Source organism: Catalinimonas alkaloidigena, from assembly GCF_029504655.1.
Lineage (GTDB): Bacteria > Bacteroidota > Bacteroidia > Cytophagales > Cyclobacteriaceae > Catalinimonas > Catalinimonas alkaloidigena.
In genome coordinates this window covers 6,446,868-6,464,582 of sequence record NZ_JAQFIL010000001.1, presented here as the reverse complement: position 1 = coordinate 6,464,582, position 17,715 = coordinate 6,446,868, and the positions used below count along the sequence as shown (strand labels likewise).

General features: G+C 42.5%; 18 protein-coding genes. 10 read left to right on the top strand and 8 right to left on the bottom strand.

The window, feature by feature from the left end; all coding sequences use genetic code 11:
- Nucleotides 1-131 precede the first annotated feature (131 nt).
- Together OKW21_RS26185 and OKW21_RS26180 are read left to right on the top strand one after the other, a co-directional pair.
- Nucleotides 132-1,088: a calcium/sodium antiporter gene (locus OKW21_RS26185; RefSeq protein ID WP_277485428.1), complete on the top strand. Its 957-nt coding sequence runs from the start codon at nt 132-134 to the stop codon at nt 1,086-1,088.
- A 120-nt stretch (nt 1,089-1,208) separates the two neighbouring features.
- Nucleotides 1,209-1,982, top strand: a complete 774-nt coding sequence (locus OKW21_RS26180) for an RHS repeat-associated core domain-containing protein (protein ID WP_277487804.1) — start codon at nt 1,209-1,211, stop codon at nt 1,980-1,982.
- A 164-nt stretch (nt 1,983-2,146) separates the two neighbouring features.
- Here OKW21_RS26180 and OKW21_RS26175 read toward each other — a convergent pair whose 3' ends face one another.
- Nucleotides 2,147-3,139, bottom strand: coding sequence for an IS4 family transposase (locus tag OKW21_RS26175; RefSeq protein ID WP_277476649.1), 993 nt, complete (start codon nt 3,137-3,139; stop codon nt 2,147-2,149).
- 48 nt (nt 3,140-3,187) lie between these two features.
- On the opposite strand from OKW21_RS26175, the gene OKW21_RS26170 reads away from it, so the two are divergent.
- From OKW21_RS26170 to OKW21_RS26160, 3 genes are all read left to right on the top strand, one after another.
- Nucleotides 3,188-3,637 (top strand): hypothetical protein, encoded by a 450-nt coding sequence (locus OKW21_RS26170; protein ID WP_277485426.1) that lies wholly within the window; start codon nt 3,188-3,190, stop codon nt 3,635-3,637.
- A gap of 436 nt (nt 3,638-4,073) precedes the next feature.
- A complete protein-coding gene (locus tag OKW21_RS26165) occupies nt 4,074-4,415 on the top strand; it encodes a hypothetical protein (protein WP_277485424.1) in 342 nt (113 codons plus the stop codon).
- The gene (locus tag OKW21_RS26160) at nt 4,400-4,732 is read left to right on the top strand and encodes a type II toxin-antitoxin system PemK/MazF family toxin (RefSeq protein WP_277485422.1); all 333 of its coding nucleotides are present in this window, start codon (nt 4,400-4,402) and stop codon (nt 4,730-4,732) included. Before OKW21_RS26165 ends, OKW21_RS26160 begins: the two co-directional genes overlap by 16 nt.
- A gap of 417 nt (nt 4,733-5,149) precedes the next feature.
- Here OKW21_RS26160 and OKW21_RS26155 read toward each other — a convergent pair whose 3' ends face one another.
- Together OKW21_RS26155 and OKW21_RS26150 are read right to left on the bottom strand one after the other, a co-directional pair.
- A complete protein-coding gene (locus OKW21_RS26155) occupies nt 5,150-6,634 on the bottom strand; it encodes an SLC13 family permease (RefSeq protein WP_277485418.1) in 1,485 nt (494 codons plus the stop codon).
- Nucleotides 6,635-6,725: 91 nt separating this feature from the next.
- Nucleotides 6,726-7,742, bottom strand: coding sequence for a sodium:calcium antiporter (locus tag OKW21_RS26150; RefSeq protein ID WP_277485415.1), 1,017 nt, complete (start codon nt 7,740-7,742; stop codon nt 6,726-6,728).
- A 217-nt stretch (nt 7,743-7,959) separates the two neighbouring features.
- Between OKW21_RS26150 and pckA the strand changes: the two genes are divergently transcribed.
- The gene (gene pckA / locus OKW21_RS26145) at nt 7,960-9,570 is read left to right on the top strand and encodes a phosphoenolpyruvate carboxykinase (ATP) (protein ID WP_277485413.1); all 1,611 of its coding nucleotides are present in this window, start codon (nt 7,960-7,962) and stop codon (nt 9,568-9,570) included.
- A 122-nt stretch (nt 9,571-9,692) separates the two neighbouring features.
- Nucleotides 9,693-11,012 carry an amidohydrolase gene (locus OKW21_RS26140; protein WP_277485411.1) on the top strand — a complete coding sequence of 440 codons (1,320 nt, stop codon included), beginning with the start codon at nt 9,693-9,695 and terminating at the stop codon, nt 11,010-11,012.
- Nucleotides 11,013-11,128: 116 nt separating this feature from the next.
- Here the strand turns inward: OKW21_RS26140 and OKW21_RS26135 are convergent, their stop codons facing one another.
- From OKW21_RS26135 to OKW21_RS26120, 4 genes are all read right to left on the bottom strand, one after another.
- Nucleotides 11,129-11,284 (bottom strand): hypothetical protein, encoded by a 156-nt coding sequence (locus OKW21_RS26135; protein WP_277485409.1) that lies wholly within the window; start codon nt 11,282-11,284, stop codon nt 11,129-11,131.
- 57 nt (nt 11,285-11,341) lie between these two features.
- Complete coding sequence (locus tag OKW21_RS26130; RefSeq protein ID WP_277485405.1) at nt 11,342-11,497, bottom strand: hypothetical protein; 156 nt, start codon at nt 11,495-11,497, stop codon at nt 11,342-11,344.
- 859 nt (nt 11,498-12,356) lie between these two features.
- Nucleotides 12,357-13,433: a chorismate synthase gene (gene aroC / locus OKW21_RS26125; RefSeq protein WP_277485402.1), complete on the bottom strand. Its 1,077-nt coding sequence runs from the start codon at nt 13,431-13,433 to the stop codon at nt 12,357-12,359.
- A gap of 66 nt (nt 13,434-13,499) precedes the next feature.
- Nucleotides 13,500-14,945, bottom strand: a complete 1,446-nt coding sequence (locus OKW21_RS26120) for a BatD family protein (RefSeq protein ID WP_277485400.1) — start codon at nt 14,943-14,945, stop codon at nt 13,500-13,502.
- Nucleotides 14,946-15,123: 178 nt separating this feature from the next.
- Here OKW21_RS26120 and OKW21_RS26115 point away from each other — a divergent pair, with 178 nt between their 5' ends.
- Nucleotides 15,124-15,378, top strand: a complete 255-nt coding sequence (locus OKW21_RS26115; RefSeq protein ID WP_338130089.1) for a hypothetical protein — start codon at nt 15,124-15,126, stop codon at nt 15,376-15,378.
- Nucleotides 15,379-15,419: 41 nt separating this feature from the next.
- Here the strand turns inward: OKW21_RS26115 and queG are convergent, their stop codons facing one another.
- Entirely contained in the window at nt 15,420-16,367 is a 948-nt protein-coding gene (gene queG / locus OKW21_RS26110; protein WP_277485399.1) for a tRNA epoxyqueuosine(34) reductase QueG, read from the bottom strand.
- A 180-nt stretch (nt 16,368-16,547) separates the two neighbouring features.
- On the opposite strand from queG, the gene OKW21_RS26105 reads away from it, so the two are divergent.
- The gene (locus OKW21_RS26105) at nt 16,548-16,973 is read left to right on the top strand and encodes a hypothetical protein (protein ID WP_277485395.1); all 426 of its coding nucleotides are present in this window, start codon (nt 16,548-16,550) and stop codon (nt 16,971-16,973) included.
- Between the two features lie 169 nt (nt 16,974-17,142).
- A complete protein-coding gene (locus tag OKW21_RS26100; protein WP_277485393.1) occupies nt 17,143-17,712 on the top strand; it encodes a DUF4136 domain-containing protein in 570 nt (189 codons plus the stop codon).
- Nucleotides 17,713-17,715 lie beyond the last annotated feature (3 nt).

The window sequence follows — 17,715 nt, the reverse complement described above, 5'->3', positions numbered from 1 at the left end:
AATATCTTGTTATTGATGCTCAGCTACTTGCACGGCTTTTTTATCGTTGATCAGATCATACTTATATCCTATATATTACTTTTTTCTACTTCTTTCGTAATATAGCAGCGGATTGATATCTTAATACATTTATGCTCACTTACATACTCTTCGTTGTTGGTTTTGTGTTGTTGATCAAAGGTGCCGACTGGCTGGTGGATGGGGCCTCTTCTATCGCGAAAAAATACCGGGTTTCTGATATTGTGATTGGTTTAACCATTGTCTCTTTTGGTACTTCAATGCCGGAACTGATCGTGAACATACTGGCCAGTCTGAATGGAAGCGCGGAACTGGCGGTGGGGAATGTCTTTGGAAGTAATATTGCCAATATCCTCCTTATTCTCGGAGTGGCTGCTCTGATTTACCCTCTTCCTTTGCAGAGAGGTACGGTGATGTCAGAGATTCCCTTCTCATTAATGGCGGCCTTACTGGTGGGTTTTCTGGCCAATGCCGCGCTCTTTGACAAACCGCTGGGACTGAGTATTAGTCGTGCCGATGGAGCTATTTTGTTGTTTTTCTTCGTCCTGTTCATGCTGTATGTATTTAAGGTCTCCCGTGAGGGAGGGGAAGAAACTGTGGAAAGTTATGAAGAGAAACCTATGCTTAAAGCTGGGGGCTTGATATTACTCGGAATAGTCGCTCTGTTTCTGGGCGGAAAGTGGACTGTAGACGGAGCTATCCATATCGCTACCCAACTGGGTATGAGCGAAAGCTTCATTGGACTGACAGTCGTGGCAATCGGTACCTCCCTGCCCGAACTGGTCACTTCAGCGGTAGCGGCCAAAAGGCGAAATACCGACATCGCGGTGGGTAATGCCGTAGGTTCCAACATCTTCAATATTCTCTGGATACTGGGTATTAGTGCCCTGATCCACCCCTTGCCTTTCAATGTGCTCAGCAACTTTGACATCCTGATGATCATCTTTGCCAGTACTTTGCTGATACTATCGGTGAGCCTGGAAAAGAAGAAAGCGGTAGGACGATTCAGTGGCGTTTTGTTTCTGCTGTGCTACATCGCCTACATCGTCTTCTTGCTGCAGAGAGGGTAAGTGGTTAAAGGTTTAAAGTTTCAAGCTAGAGGAATGTGTTTGCCGGAATAGGGTTGACCATTTATTCCAATTGATGGGCATACGCCTTCTTCTGCTTAACGCTTTGCCAGTGCTCATACAATTGGAGATGATCACTACTACCCATTCGGATTAACACACAACCAAAAACCAGGGAGGGAACTCAATAATAAGTACCTCTATAATGGGATTGAATTACAGACTGACTTAGGTTGGGATAATTATCTTGCTGAATACAGAAGTTATGATCCTGCTATCGGGAGGTGGGGACAGATCGACCCTAAAACATCTGAAAGGGAAAGTCCATACGTGGGATTTGGGAATAATCCAATTTTATATTCTGACTTTTTAGGTGATACAGTTGTAGTTGGAAATATTTCATGGATAGACAAGGCTTTAGATTTTGTCGGTTATGAAACTGATGCAATGGCCTATAAAAGGCAAGTAGAAGCTGATTTAGATCAGCTGAAAAAAGATGATTCAGAAGTTGCTAAGGTGATAACCGAGCTTGAAAACAGTCCAAATACGCATAAAATAGAAATACCAGAAGATGATGGTAAAGGTAATAGAGTTACGTACAATACAGAAAAACTTGATAAGGGGGAATCTCAGGGCACTAATATTGGCTATGATCCAAATAATGAAAAGTCAGTTAGAGGAGATAAAAGAACTCCGAGAGCGTCATTAGCTCATGAATTACAGCATTCTTATGACACTGATATTGACATAACACCAGAAAAAATTGAAGTAGCTGGAGTGCCTTTGCGTGAAATAAATGCAGTTAGGCTCGAGAATAAGGTTAGAAAAGTAACAGGTGATAAAAAAAGGACTACATATGGAGGAAAAAAAATCCCATCGTATCTATTGGATTATTAAATTATTCTTTTTTATCGGGGTATTATCTTCGTGTAATGATAAGAATACGATGAAAGATATATTAACAGATGTATCTTCGAATGCATATTATATATGTTTAAGGGTGAGGCATGAAAATAGTGTTCAAGATATTGTTATTCCTAACAATAAACTTTATTACTACTCTACCCGATGATATTTATCAGTTGATAATCGCAGGCCCCAGTTCGCTCTACTCTTCGCAGAAATAGTTTAAGCAGCCTATCAAAGTCAGCTTGATGCTTGCCTTTTAAATACTGCCGGAACCAATCTAACCCTCTGCGGAAAGTACTCTTGGCTGGATAGCCGTGCTTTTTGATCGCTACTTTTTGTGTTTTATCCAAGAACTCTCTGCCTAAGGACAGGCAAATAGCAAAAGCAATACACACTAAAGCAAATAGTTTTTTCCACTTGTCTAGACTTCGTAAATGTGAACCTTCCAATTTGAAACCGCGTCCTTTCAAACTTTGAAAGAAAACCTCTATGGTCCAGCGTTTGCGATATATGTGCGGAAGCTGCTTAGCAAAGTGAGTACCGATGACATACAACATTTCTCGGTTAGCCAGTCTTCTAATAGCTACATTAACTCTTACTCCATCCACAATAGCATTTTGAAAGTACCGTGTAGACTGGTGAGCCATTAATTCTTCGGCTTGGTAGGTTTCACCGTTACGCAAGGTGATAGTATGATGTTTAGGAACGCGGACACAGAAGGGAATTTCAGCCTTCTGAAGCCAAGTCAGCCACTGATGGCCGATAAATTCTCTATCCATAATGACTGAAGCGATGCGTGCTTTACCTAGCAGCCTTACACACTGCTTCAGTAGATCGATCCGATCTTGATAGTTGCTATTCCCACTTTTATTATCCAACATCTCAAAGTATAAAGGCAAGCCCACTTTACCTACACAAGCGGTGATACATAAAATATTAACCTGGCACTGGCCAAAATCCCATTCCGTACGGTCAAGACTCAGACTCACTTCTCCGGGGGGTAGAAACCTAGATAGAAGGGCCGCTACTTGTTGATAATCAAGAAGAGCATCTTTGAAAAAAGCTTGGATGCGCCGTTCATTTGAAGTCTCTCGTACTTCATCATTCAGTTCCGTAGCTAACTCACAGAATTGCACAGTGCGCATTTTGATAACTGTTTTTACAAACTGCCAGACAAATTTCTGTCGTGACAAATGGCGGACAACAGGAAAGGCATTCAAAGTTTTTTTATCTTTGATTCTAATAAATATTTCATGGTAAAGCTGAGTTTAGAGTGTATGGTAACCTCAAAATTCAGCTTTTCTTTTTCTTACTCAAAATCATCGGGTAGAGTACTTTATTACATAATTAATTCCGAAAAAACAGGCACAATTCCTATCAAGTCGTACATTAATTTGATTTATCCAATTTTAGTAAAAGATAAATTATTAGAGGTCTCAGAAGATACTTATAATAAGCTGAAACCTTTCTTTATTCAACCGAACAGGACATTAAACGAAATCAACATTGATGATTATTTCAGTGGCGGTGTTCAGCATACGCAAATTGAAAATGAAAAGATTATTATAAAGCAACTTTACAATAAGGGATACCTCACCTACAAGGATGACGAGACAGGAATGCTAGTTATAAAAGAGTTCTAAATGTTAAACTTATCAGAAGGAAATTATTATTCCCTTACTCGGGCGTATTTAGCTTTAGCGTAACGTGTTCGTCCCCTACCAGATAATCCAGAGATACACCCAAAGCCTCCACCAGTTTAGCAGCCATCTTTACAAAAGAACTTGTTTTGTTCATTCATATCTGCTACTTTGAACATAAATATGCGTTGATAATTCTTTCTTTCAGTGGAAATCAACGCCAAAACCTTTATTTTAACTTTCCTCCAGTTCTACTCACTGTAAATCCATTCCAAAATTGATTCCTGGCGACCATTCCATGGTGGCCACTCCGTGGCGGCCCAAAGTGTTGGTTCACCAGATGGGTCACTTAACTTACTGACAGTCAGTCTCTATACCCCTGGTGACCCGTGACCCAGAAAAGTGCTTATAGTGAAAAATAAAAATATTGGGGATTATTATGGATAATCTTCAACTTATCAGTTGCCAATCTCACAAGACAGAATATTTCTTCAGGCAGAAAAATCTATATCTACCTAAAATCGTTATCTTTAGAGAAAGAAAAGTATACAAGTATATGGCTAAAACATCAACACGAGAAAAGCTTAAACAAGAATTACAGCATATTCCAGATGATCTGTTGGGAGAATTGCATGAGTATATGAAGTATCTTCAGTATAAAAAGAATCAAGCAAGTTCCCCCGTGGATACGGCTTCTATGGAAACAGCCTATGCCAGTGAAACAGTACTAGGAAAAGATTGGAACAGTCCCGAAGAAGATCAGGCATGGCAAGATTTATAAAAGGTGATGTAATCGTATTACCATTCCCTTTTTCAGACCTATCAGCCAGCAAGAGACGGCCAGCACTCGTATTGGCTGATCTAATGGGAAGTGATATTATTTTATGTCAAATCACCAGTCAGCACACAAAAGATGCTTATGCTATCAGTTTAACGGATAGTGATATGATCAATGGCAGTCTAAAAAAGGCCAGCAACATCCGCCCAAACAGAATATTTACAGCTGATAAAAATATTATTCTTTACAAGATAGGGAGTATTGCATCAGCAAAATCCCAGGAGGTTAGAAATAAGATCATAGAAATATTAGATCAATAATCCAACCCACCAATCCCACACAAAGCAAGTCAAGCGGTTCGGGACACGCCGTAGGTCTATAGAGCATCCGGGCATCCCATGCAAAAACTATTAGGAGTACAGTGAACTTCAAAAACAGTACAAAGGCTTGTGATAAGCTTAGCCAATGTATACTATCTTCTTTTTTCAACCGGGTGGCGGCCACTGAAAAAATAGAATCTTCCAAACAGGAAATGCCTAGGCGGCCCCGTTCTTTGAAAAAGCCCTTTATCGCTGCAAAATCATCTTCAAAAGGTGCTGAAACTATTACCCCTTCGGGCTTACTTTTAACTCAAAGCTAATACTCAAGGTAATTAGATTTATAGCGTTTATGATGCTTATTATTAAAATAAATGAAGTCAAAGTTAAACTTCCGCTTCTTGCTTGGCCCGTAGCGCATCAATACGTCGTCCAGAAGCTGATGATGGTGTTGCCCAGGGCAATGATCAGCATGGCCGCTAAACCTCCGATGATAATTCCGGATTTTGTGAAGTCGCCGGTCACCAGATCACCTTTGCTGTAGGCAATGGTATTGGGTGGCGTACTGATGGGCAAAGCCATTGCCAGAGAAGCAGACAGCGCAATGCTCACTGCCAGTTGTACCGGCCCGGGCATACCAATCTCGGTATTTTGCAGGGCAAAAGATATTCCGATGGGTAGCAGAAGATTAGCGGCTGCGGTGTTAGAAATGAAAGTGCTGAACAATATGGTAGCGATCACCATGGCTGCCAGTACTACGCTTCCCTCTCCGGGAATATAAGATACAAAGACTTCATCCAGGCCAGTAAGCTGCATTCCCACGCCCAAAGCAATACCTCCCATAATAAGGATCAGAATATGCCATTCTAAAGAATTGACATCACTTCTGCCGAGCAGGCCGGTAGCTGTAAAGGCAATGGCAGGAAACAGGGCTACTACGGCAGTAGATAATCCGTGCCACTGGTCAGAGAGCCAAAGCAGAACTGTGATAAGCATGACAATGATCACGTACCAGCCTCTTCCGTCAATCTTCCGAGGGGTAGGTTTGAGTTCAAGCGATGGGTCTATGGGCTTGAAGAAATTATAAAGCAGCAACCAGGCAAATACAAGAAGGAAAGCCATAAGAGGAGCGGCAATCAGTACCCACTCCAGAAAGTTTATTTCATAACCCGCCTGTTGCAAAAAAGATACAGCTACCGCATTGGGCGGGGAAGCGATAGGCGTACCCATACCTCCGATATTGGCAGCAAAAGGAATGGCCAGCAGCAGCCCTTTGCGCAGCGGGTCTCCTTTGGGTATCTGCTCCAGCATGGGGTATACCAGCGTAATCATCATGGCGGTAGTAGCGGTATTGCTCATCCACATGGAAAAAAGCGCAGTGATAAGCATCAGGCCCAACATGACGTAGAACGGCTTACTCCCAAAAGCTTTCAATATACCGCTGGCCATCGCTTTGTCTACCCCTTCTTTGAGAACAGCATGCGCCAGTATAAAGCCTCCAAAAAAGAGTACAATTACCGGATCGGAGAGAGGAGCCAGAAACTCACGGTAATCAGGAGAAAAGCCTCCTTCAAAACCCAGGCCTGCCCAGTTTCCGGGGTTGGCTAATAAAATAATTTCCAGGCCGATGATAAGAATAGCGGTAGCAAAAAGTGGTAGTGACTCAGTGACCCAGAGCAGAGCTGCCAGCACAAAAATTCCGGTCATGAAAATAGCCTGACGCTGAAGTTCACTATGCTCAAACAGAAGGCTTACGAGTATGACATCAAGCAGAATAGCCAGGATGAAAAGCTGCACCCGCCGGGAAGGTATAGGAGGCCTGACCTCAGCCAATCTTTCAAGGTGCCTCAGGCGTTTTAATTCTTCAGTAAAGCGGGGGAAGATTTCTCTGAATCGGATTTTCAAGGCATAAAAGATTTATGCTGATAAAGATAGAAACTAGCGCATGAGACTTCAACCGCTCGCTAAGCATATTATCATTTTTATCCACAATACATTAGCGGACGATAGAGGTGATGCCTATGGTTTCAAGCACCATCCACCCTACAAACACAATATAAAGCACTAACAAACTCCAGCATTCGGCTTTGTTGAGGGAGAGCTTGGTCCGCATCATGGTAAACAGCACAATGGTAGCCAGCGTGAGAAAGCCCATCATAGGCGCGGCGGCCTTAAAATCTATGGGTGCCGTACCGGCAATCAGTATGCCTACAGGTACCGCTACCAGCAGGTCAAAAATATTACTGCCCAGCACATTGGCAAGACTCACTACACCTTCCCCTCTTCGGGCTACCTTAACACTTACGTAAGCGTCGGGAATGCTAGTACCGGCGGCGATGATGGTCAGGCCCCAGAGGAAACTGGGCGTATCAAAGTACTCACCAAAACCGAGGGCAGCTCTAACCAAACCTTCTACTCCGCCTACGATCAACACTAAGCTTAGCACAAGTCTGAGCCAGCTTTTTTGCGGAGAGATATCCTTGGGGCGGGGCTCATCTTGATCAGCCCGTTCGTCTTTTACATCCTGAAACTGCAAGAAGATATACAGCCCATAGAGTAGAAAAGGCACCAGCGCAATAGCACGATTCACCTCTCCGCTGAGGGTTTCGCCTTCTACCGGATTATAAATCACCGCAAAAGAAAAAGCAAGTAACAACACTGCTACCGAGGTAATGTAAAACTGAGCATCCTTATATACTAATGTATGATTGGCTTTTAGCTTACCTGCTGCCAAACCTGAGATAGCAGGAATGACCAGAATATTAAAAATCGCCGAGCCTACAATGGCGGATACCCCCAGGTCAAACTCCCCGTGGATGAGGGTAGAAATGACTGAACTGGAAAGCTCAGGAAAGCTGGAACCTACGGCGGCCAGTATAGCCCCGCGAAAAATTTTGGGCAGACGATAATAGAGGGCTAATTTCTCAGAAGAAGATTCCAGCATGTCGCCTCCCCACCAAACTACCGCTGTACCTCCTACTGCTGCTACAATGTAAAAAAGTAAAGAATCCAAAATATGGTATTTAAAAAACTACAGGCTTAACAGCTATCTCCCCGATGTGTTTGGGGTGTGGCCCTCATGCAGACGAATTAAGAGGGATATGAAGCGGAAGATATGATAATTATCAGCTTTATGACTAACTTTTGTCATAAAAGAACTTCCTTAATATGATGAAGTTTGGGTGTCGTTAACAATGATTGTAAATAAATTATCTCAAACCTATAAAGCCATGAAAAGAACTAATCTTTCATCTGTGCTCAAAAGCCTGGAAGATATGAGGATTTACCATACCAAAGGCGTATTCTGGAATCTTCATCCTGCCGAGTTGGTAGAAGAAGCTGTAAAACGGGGAGAAGGCGTACTGGCCGATAATGGCGCCCTGATGTGTGATACCGGAAAATTTACCGGTCGCTCACCTAAAGACCGATTTATTGTAAAAGATGAGCTGACTGAAAATAAAGTATGGTGGGGTGATGTGAATGTTCCTTTTGCCCCTGAAAAGTTTGATCAGCTATACGATAAGATGGTGAAGTTTCTGGATGGAAGGAAGATCTATGTGCGCGATGCCGCCGCCGGAGCCGACCCTAAGTATCGTATGAAGGTAAGGGTGATAGACACTCAGGCTTGGCATAATCTGTTTTGCTACAATATGTTTTTGAGGTTGGATGAAGGTGAAGCGGCTGAGTTTCATCCCGATTTTACCATACTGGCGATACCTGAATTTAAGGCCGATCCTGAAGTAGATGGTACTCGCAACGAGAACTTTGCCATCATCAATTTTAAACGCAGGATGATCCTGGTCGGGGGCACCGGCTATACCGGCGAAACCAAGAAAGGCGTATTCAGTGTGCTTAATTTCCTCTTGCCCGACCAGGAAAACGTATTATCTATGCACTGCAGTGCTAATATGGGTAAAGAAGGAGATACCGCTATCTTTTTTGGGTTGTCTGGTACCGGTAAAACCACTCTCTCCGCTGATCCCAACCGCTACCTGATTGGTGATGATGAGCACGGATGGACAGAAGACAGTGTCTTTAATTTTGAGGGAGGCTGCTATGCCAAAGTGATTGACCTGACTAAGGAGACAGAGCCTGAAATCTGGAATGCGATAAAGTTTGGGGCTATCCTGGAGAACACCCGTTTTCTTCCCGGCACGCGTACGGTGGATTATGCGAGCAAAGAGGTAACTGAAAATACAAGGGTTTCTTATCCTATTTACCATATAGAAAATGCCAAATCTCCTTCTATCGGAGGAAGGCCGGACAATATCTTCTTTCTTACCGCCGATGCTTATGGCGTACTACCACCGGTATCCAAGCTAACCGTAGGCCAGGCGATGTACCACTTTATTTCCGGCTATACTGCTAAAGTTGCCGGCACAGAAGCGGGAATCAATGAGCCTAAGGCTACTTTCTCAGCTTGTTTTGGCTCGCCCTTTATGCCCCTGCACCCCACCAAGTATGCAGAAATATTAGGCAAAAAAATGGAGCAGCAGCAGGTGAATGTATGGCTGATCAATACCGGTTGGTCTGGTGGGCCTTATGGCGTGGGCAAGCGCATCAAGCTTAAATATACCAGGGCGATGATTACTGCTGCTCTGGAAGGTAAACTGAGTAATGTCGAGTATGAAGAACACCCTGTATTTGGTGTAAATATGCCAACTTCTTGCCCTGAGGTGCCTGCTGGGATATTGAATCCCCGCAATACATGGAGTGATAAGGATGCCTACGATACGAAAGCCAAGCATCTGGCAGCACAGTTTGCCGATAACTTTGAGAAGTTTGCTGAAAATGCCAGTGAAGATATTAAGGCAGGGGGCCCGCAGCTACAAGTGACATGAGGATAAAGAAAGGTAAGTTAGAGAGAGCGTGTTGATCAAAGGTACGCTCTTTTTATTTGATAGTTATCAACAAAGCGCCTATATTTTCATATAGTTTCTATTAAAACCTAACCTTTTTTACGATGTATAAAAAAATACTGCTGTTCATCCTATTGACAGCTTTTTTTGCTGTTGATATAGCTTTTGCCCAGGACCTGAAAACACAGGTAGATCAAATGGCTGATCAGATTGATGAGAAAGTGATCGCCTGGCGCCGCGATATCCATGCGCATCCTGAGCTATCCAACCGGGAGTTTCGTACCGCAGAAATGGTGGCGGAGCACCTGAAATCTTTGGGAATAGAGGTGCAGACCAAAGTGGCCCATACCGGAGTGGTAGGTGTCCTCAGGGGAGGCAAGCCCGGCCCGGTAGTAGCGCTAAGAGCTGATATGGATGCCCTGCCGGTTACTGAGCGGGTAGATATTCCTTTTGCCTCTAAAGTGACTGCCGAGTACAATGGCGAAGAGGTAGGCGTGATGCATGCCTGCGGCCATGATACCCACGTTGCCATTTTGATGGGGGTAGCTGAGACGCTGAGCAGCATGCAGGATGATTTACAGGGAACCGTTAAGTTTATTTTTCAGCCCGCCGAAGAAGGAGCGCCGGATGGCGAAGAAGGTGGTGCCGACCTGATGATCAAAGAAGGCGCTTTAAAAAACCCGGATGTGGATGTGATATTTGGCTTGCACATCAATTCCCAAACCAAAGTTAATCAGATAGGCTATCGTCCCGAAGGTACTATGGCGGGCGTAGATGGGCTGGAAATCAAGGTAAAAGGGGCTCAGACACACGGCGCTTATCCCTGGTCTGGCGTAGACCCTATCGTTACGGCTTCACAGATTGTGATGGGGCTACAGACTATAGTGAGCCGTAACCTTGAGTTAATCAAAGCTCCTGCGGTAGTTACGATAGGCAAAATTGAGGGAGGAGTACGCAGCAACATCATCCCTGAAGAGGTGACTATGATCGGAACCATCCGTTCTCTGGACCCTGAGATGCAGGATAAAATTCATGCGCGTATTCGGGAGGTTGCTATCAATATTGGGGAAAGTGCCGGAGCGGAAGTAGAAGTGAATATCTCCCGTGGCTATCCGGTTACCTACAACGATCCTGAGCTTACGGCCTGGGCAGTAGAGACGCTAAATGAAACTGCCGGGCAGGATAATGTCTTTCTACGTTACCCGGTAACGGGAGCTGAAGATTTTTCCTACTTCGCGGAGGAAGTACCTGGCTTCTTCTTCTTTCTGGGAGGTATGTCTGCTGATAAGGAAGCAGAGGAAGTTGCACCTCACCATACCCCTGATTTCTTTATTGATGACAGCGGACTGAAACTGGGTGTAAGAACCCTAAGCAACCTTACCATTGCGTACATGCAGGAGCATAAAGCCAGCATGGGTAAGTAAGGTTTATAAAATCACGGCTACAAACTTTTGAAAGAGCGCTAGTATGGCTATTGTTTGCACTGCGATTACAGTGTAGACAATAGCCTTTTCTGTTTTACTGGTCATTGTCGTAGCGCTTAGTTCTTTCTGGGAGGGGTTTTGATCAGGTTTTTGGGAGGCATAGCACTATGATCAGGATTGATGACATCTTCGCTGCAGCTACTCATAGAGAAAGCGAAAGAGGTCAAAAGTGCTAAGGTGAACAGGCTGAATTTGTTGATAAGCTTTTTCATAATGATATGTGGTTTGTATTCGATTGTACTTGCTGGATTACTGATAGTGGAAATTGACTAGTTTTTTCTGGGAGGGGTTTTGATCAGATTTTTAGGAGGCATAGCACTATGATCAGGGTTGACGAGGTCTTCGCTACAGCTACTCATAGAGAAAGCGAAAGAGGTTAAAAGTGCTAAGGTGAACAGGCTGAATTTGTTGATAAGCTTTTTCATAACTTCGTGGTATTGGTTTTTTAAATTAATTTTTCTCAATGCTGTGCCCTCTGAAGAGCTTCCGAAGACAACATTTCAAAGGTAGAATAGGGGGCCTGGGAATACAATGGGTTGTCAGGTTCGGGCTTTATCCCGAGCTAATTTGCCCCAGAAATCACTGTCTTTGAAGTAGTATTATACTAAGGGGAGTAGTTTTTTATGACTACTCTGCACATGTATTTATCTTATCACACCTGAAGTGTTTATGCTTATATCAGCAGCTGAAAAGCAGTAGCCTGTTTACAAAAAAAATGTATAATAATATACGTTATGGGAATTTAAGAACTTTAAAAAGTATGGTATTTGAATAGTTATATTTTTCTTATCATTAATAATATTACATCGGTTGGGGAGCCTGAGTTACGTTTACCAAATTTTAACCGAAAAGGTAAAACCATTGTAATCAAATACCCAAAATTAACATTCCTTTGCCAGTTTTGTTTTTTTTATTTACCTAAGTGAGTATTTAAGAGATTTGAATATGAAATTTTCCCCTCTGAGTAAGCTCTTACCCGTAATATTGAGGGGCGATTTGAAAGTTATTTGTAAAAATTGCTCTTAAAGTCACCCTGCTGAGCCTAGAGAAGGATCTGAATTTTTTACTTCTGAAGAATAGTAGCGTGTATTTACTAATTAACTGGACTTAGAAAACCGTTGAAGGACGAGTTTTGCGCAGGCTTGGTTAAAAGAATTCTACTGTGAAATAGTAGTAAATATTCAAAAAATTGCACATAACTACCTTGTGTGCATGCAACCTACTCACCAATATAGATCAGGCAAGGTTCAGCTTAGATATTTAACAAATATTTGTGAAAAAAACCTAAAACCTGGTAGTTTGATTTAGAAGGTAATAGTCGGCGATGACCAATGCGGCCATAGCTTCAACAATAGGTACTGCTCGAGGTACTACACAGGGATCATGGCGCCCCTTACCGGAAACAGTCACTGTTTCTCCCGCTTCATTCAGGCTTTCCTGGTCCTGCATCAAGGTAGCCACTGGCTTAAAAGCTACTCTGAAATATATATCTTCACCATTGGAAATACCCCCCTGTATGCCACCTGAGTGGTTAGTGCGCGTACGAACCTTATCGTCCTCTTTGTAGTACGCATCATTATGTTGAGAGCCGTTCAGCGCTACGCCTTCAAAGCCACTACCGTACTCAAAACCTTTAACAGCATTAATGCCCAGCATAGCCTTACCCAATTCCGCGTGTAATTTGTCAAAGACGGGCTCTCCTAAACCCACAGGCACGTCTGCAATCACACAACTCACAATACCTCCTATGGTATCACGATTTTTGCGGGTCGTATCTATTAACTCAATCATCTGCTCTGCTGTGGCAGGATCAGGGCAACGTACGATGTTTTCTTCACTACGACTGAGGTCCAGTTCGTGGTAGCTCTTTTCCAGCCGGAGGGTGCCTACCTGTGAAACATAGGCGTTGATCTCAATCCCTTTATGTCGCAAAAATTGCTTTGCTACCGCACCCGCTGCTACCCGGGCAGCAGTTTCGCGGGCTGAACTTCGTCCACCTCCTCTGTAATCACGAATGCCATATTTGCTCTGGTAAGTAAAGTCGGCATGTGAGGGGCGATATTTATCGGCAATATGAGAATAGTCCTTGCTTCGCTGATCTTCATTGGGAATAAGAATCATGATGGGAGTGCCGGTAGTTTTACCATCAAACACCCCGGACTGAATATGAAAAGTATCGCTCTCTTTACGTTGGGTGGTAATTTTAGATTGCCCTGGCTTACGGCGGTCCATGTCCTTCTGTATCAAAACTTCGTCTAGTGGCATGCCAGCGGGGCAGCCGTCTATAATCACGCCGATGGATTTCCCGTGTGACTCACCAAAAGTTGTGATCTTAAATAAATTACCGAAAGAATTTCCCATGCCGCAATGCTAAGTAGATATGAAATATAATGGCAAATGTAGTAGCTAAGCTTCTAAAGCCCAAAGCTATTTTTTAAAGACTACTACTACGGTCAGTACAAGCATGCCCAATATGAGCATATTGGCTAAAAGTTGCAGCCAGCCGTCATTGTCAAGGCTTCTCAGGCGGTTATCAGCACGTGAGGCAGAATCGTAAAAGGTGCCTACATCCTGGGAGCTGATATAGTCATTCTTACGGCTCTTTCCGCTTACCTGTATAGCTATTTCGGAGCGAAGCGTATCATAGCGTTCGGTAGTAGTGTTGAAAAACACCCAGTTGAAATAATTGCCCAGCTGATAATCTCCCGGCTCATTGGGCACAGCATAATAAGAAAAAGCCTTGGATCCCGCTACCCGGTTGTTTCTGCGGCTGATATTCTGCTCTATACTGGGCGCGTACACATCAAAATTATCACTTTCCCAGATAGCAGGCTTCTCAATCGCCGATATGTTGCCCTCTCCCACAATTTTGAAAGTATAGTTGAAGCTATTGCCGGTAGTGAGTTCTCGTCCGCTGATTTCTTCTTCCAGCCGATAATCGCCAACTGCTACACTTTCCATAAGAGGGTGAGAAGGAAGCGCTTTTACAATTACCTTCTTAGGCTGACTGTAGAAAGTTTTGAAGTCTTCCTGCCGGCGCCTGCCAAAGAAAGAGGGGTTTTTAGCCACCCGGTATTTGATCATCTGCAAGCCCACCTCAGGAAAAGTAATAGGATCTCTGTTGAGTGGATAGAAGGTAGCCTGATAAATTTTGTACTGCGTATAATTTTCGCCCCCTATAGAAACCGGCTTGCCGTTGATATTTTCAATGTTAAAGTTCTCCTCCCAGGCGTTAGAAGGTCTGATTTCCTTTAGAATATCAGTAAGCTGCTTGCCCAGGTCATAAAACTGCAGAGGGGCCTGGTTTTTTTCAGATACATAGAAGGCTAGGGTAGTCGTGAAGCCTTCGCCTAGATATACAGTATCTTTGTCATTAGAAAGTGCCAGGAAGGCATCATCCTTTATGTCTACAAACTCCTGAGCATTATTATCTCTATCAAAAAAATTATCAAAAGGGTCGTTGAAATCAAAGGGGTTGTTGCTTCTGCTATTTTGTTTGGCAGGACCCACCGTAATGCTGGTGCCTGAAGAACTCACCTGGGTATCATTTACATTCATCCGAAAGGGTGAAAGTTTAAAAGTGCCTTCGCGCGTAGGCAGGTAGGTTTGGGTGACACTCTGAGAGGATGACACCTGTCCGTTAACGATATTGGTAGATGATGAGGTAGAAATTCCTGCCTTTTCAAAGCCTGGAATATCAGGGAAATCGTCGTAGCGACGCAGACGGTCATCTTGTATTTTTACGGTAATAGTAAACTGCTCATTTACCCCGATTTCATTGGGGCCTAACTCTACGGAAACCTCCTGAGCCTCAGTCTGTAAGACAGCAATAAATGTAGCTACAGCAAATATTAGCACATATTTATATCCCATGAGTTAAAATAATTTGAGTTCCAGATCCGTTTAATAACCAACTTGCAAATTAAGAATATGGTATATATATTTATAACACTTTTTATAGAATAATACGTATACACAACTTGCCAAAAATTTTATAAGTGAAATGGTTTTTTAAACTTATTTTATTTTTTTAACCCAAACTGAATCGGATATGCAAATCAAAAACAAGCAGGTAAATTCCAAGAGAACACATGCCCAGCGCATTCACGCCGAACTGGATTATGTAAAGCTCATACTTGCTAAGGTAAGCTTTGATCAGGCCTTGTTCAAAAAAGAACTCAAAAAAGCGATAGGAATTTTACTACCCCATGAGGTAGGAAGTCTCAAAGAATGGTGTTATCAGCGTTTCGGGCGTATGTATGCTTCAGTGTTAAACGAATGTTTTACAGTGGGATACGCCGGTTGATAAATTTGTTATTGCTCATAAATATTGTGTAAAAGCCGCGCTCACCGTGGCTTTTTTTTGTGAGCTGCGAAATTGATATTTCTCTGTAAGCCTTTGAATTTTGTTCGTTTCACTGCCGACTTCTTAAAGATTTTGTGAAACACTTCTTCTGTAAGCTCTTCCCAGTCATTTTTATTCATATTTTCCAGCTCGGGATGGGGCAAGAATTCAGGTTCATGGTGAGGTCTTGCATGCCTGTTCCAGGGGCACACATCCTGACAAATGTCGCAGCCAAATATCCAGTTATCAAATTTGCCCTGAGCTTCCTGAGGGATTTCTTCTTTCAATTCAATGGTATAGTAAGAAATACATTTGCTGCCATCCACCACATAGGGCGTAGCAATAGCATCGGTGGGGCAGGCATCTATACAACGGGTACAGGTGCCGCAGTAATCTTTGACAGGTCCATCAGAAGCCAGATCCAAATCTGTGATCAACTCAGCCAGAAAGAAGAAACTCCCTCTTTGTTTGGTGAGCAGCAAACTGTTTTTACCCACCCAGCCTACACCACTTCGCTTAGCCCATGCTCTTTCCATTACCGGTGCTGAGTCTACAAATACACGCCCGTTGATTTCTCCAATCTCTTCCTGTAGTTGCTGTACCAACGTCTTCAGCTTATCTTTGATAACAAAGTGGTAGTCTTTACCATAAGCGTATTTGGAAATTTTGTAATTGTCGCTTTGGCTTAAGTCATGTGGAGGATAGTAATTATACAGCAGAGTAACCACAGAGCGGGCTCCTTCTACCAGTTTAGTAGGGTCTAGTCTTTTGTCAAAGTGGTTTTCCATGTATCGCATCTGCCCTTGCATCCCCTGCTTCAACCAGGCTTCCAGGCGAGGGGCTTCCTCTTCCAGAAACTCAGCCCTGGCGATGCCACAGAAGTCAAAACCCAAGGCTTTTGCTTTGTTTTTTACGATTTCCGCTCTTTTTTCAGCTAGCTGAGATGACATGTGATACTTGTTTAGCGGAGCAATGTAATTCACGAATAGATAGTTCCACGATAGAAAAATGAAGGTTCAGGGAGATAAAATAGGCTGATTTAGATAATTTCTTTGAAAATTGACGTCTAGCTGTAATTTAGAGTAATTTATATAATCAAACACATCAGTATTTTTTAGACATAAGCCCGTATGGAAACACAAGACCGACTTGACCTACAGGAAGAATTTAAGCACTGCGACCTATATCTGGTAGAAAACAAACCTATCCTCATTATCAAAGCAACGGATACTTATATCCCTATTGAAGAATTTAAACAGGTATTTTCTAAAGCGACAGAGTTGATCAGAGAGCACCAGGTTAGAAAAGTAATTTTTGATAAGAGGAGAATGAAAGTTTTTCACCAGCCCTCTATGGAATGGTACTATAAAGATTGGAAGGAAGAACTCTTGGCTTTGGAAATGAAAACACACAGAAAACTTTTGCCTGATGACGAAGTATTCAAAAAAAGTGTAGAACTAGGTAAGCTCAAAATCAATGAAAAGTATCCCGGGCTACGCTTAAGTGAGATGGATATACGCTACTTTGATGATTTACAGGAGGCTATCGATCAATAAATAATTACGTAGTTTATTAATAGGTAAATTTCTATATTTTAAAACGGTTTTAAAAAAGAGTATACATCCTTTTTTATTAAAAAAAACAACTATTTGATAAACAATTGGTGATATTGTATGTTAAAATATTGTGTATTAAACAAATTTTTTAAACTAAAAAAAACTCACAATGAAGTATTTATCAATATTGTTAACATGTGTTTTTGTATCGTCAGTTGCTTTTGCCCAACAAAACGATGAGGTAATTTCAAAGCAGAACGAAGGCGCTGAATTAGACGGTAAAGAAGCTTATAATTTCGGTAACAATTTCATGAATCTGGAAGACGAGCAGTGGTATACATTCAGTACATTACATACCAGTATGGTACAAAATGCGATCGTGCATGAATTTGATACTTACGGATATGATTATGATACTGAAAACCCTGAGTTATTGATCAATTACATGATTTTTGACCAAAAGTATAATGAGAAATATGGTTATTATAAAGACCCATATACTGTTGATCAGAATGTAGGTCAGGAAAACATTCTTGCACAACTGGAAGATGGTAGTCTGGTAGTAAGTGTAGTTGATCCGAATAACGGTAAAGCGCTGTGGGTTGGTTATGTCCCCGATGCGGTAGAGCCAGGTGATAGTCTCAGAAAACAACAAATAGATATTAGAAATTCTGTAGCTAACATTCTGGAATCATTTATCGCTGCCTCTAATTTTGATGACACCGCAGCTTCATACTAATTT

Excerpts from the sequence above, each read along its gene's own strand:
- OKW21_RS26185 (WP_277485428.1), top strand. The coding sequence starts at position 132 with ATGCTCACTTACATACTCTTCGTTGTTGGTTTTGTGTTGTTGATCAAA.
- OKW21_RS26175 (WP_277476649.1), bottom strand. The coding sequence starts at position 3,139 with ATGCGCACTGTGCAATTCTGTGAGTTAGCTACGGAACTGAATGATGAA.
- OKW21_RS26170 (WP_277485426.1), top strand. The coding sequence starts at position 3,188 with ATGGCGGACAACAGGAAAGGCATTCAAAGTTTTTTTATCTTTGATTCT.
- OKW21_RS26165 (WP_277485424.1), top strand. The coding sequence starts at position 4,074 with ATGGATAATCTTCAACTTATCAGTTGCCAATCTCACAAGACAGAATAT.
- OKW21_RS26160 (WP_277485422.1), top strand. The coding sequence starts at position 4,400 with ATGGCAAGATTTATAAAAGGTGATGTAATCGTATTACCATTCCCTTTT.
- pckA (WP_277485413.1), top strand. The coding sequence starts at position 7,960 with ATGAAAAGAACTAATCTTTCATCTGTGCTCAAAAGCCTGGAAGATATG.
- OKW21_RS26140 (WP_277485411.1), top strand. The coding sequence starts at position 9,693 with ATGTATAAAAAAATACTGCTGTTCATCCTATTGACAGCTTTTTTTGCT.
- OKW21_RS26135 (WP_277485409.1), bottom strand. The coding sequence starts at position 11,284 with ATGAAAAAGCTTATCAACAAATTCAGCCTGTTCACCTTAGCACTTTTG.
- OKW21_RS26130 (WP_277485405.1), bottom strand. The coding sequence starts at position 11,497 with ATGAAAAAGCTTATCAACAAATTCAGCCTGTTCACCTTAGCACTTTTA.
- aroC (WP_277485402.1), bottom strand. The coding sequence starts at position 13,433 with ATGGGAAATTCTTTCGGTAATTTATTTAAGATCACAACTTTTGGTGAG.
- OKW21_RS26120 (WP_277485400.1), bottom strand. The coding sequence starts at position 14,945 with ATGGGATATAAATATGTGCTAATATTTGCTGTAGCTACATTTATTGCT.
- OKW21_RS26115 (WP_338130089.1), top strand. The coding sequence starts at position 15,124 with ATGCAAATCAAAAACAAGCAGGTAAATTCCAAGAGAACACATGCCCAG.
- queG (WP_277485399.1), bottom strand. The coding sequence starts at position 16,367 with ATGTCATCTCAGCTAGCTGAAAAAAGAGCGGAAATCGTAAAAAACAAA.
- OKW21_RS26105 (WP_277485395.1), top strand. The coding sequence starts at position 16,548 with ATGGAAACACAAGACCGACTTGACCTACAGGAAGAATTTAAGCACTGC.
- OKW21_RS26100 (WP_277485393.1), top strand. The coding sequence starts at position 17,143 with ATGAAGTATTTATCAATATTGTTAACATGTGTTTTTGTATCGTCAGTT.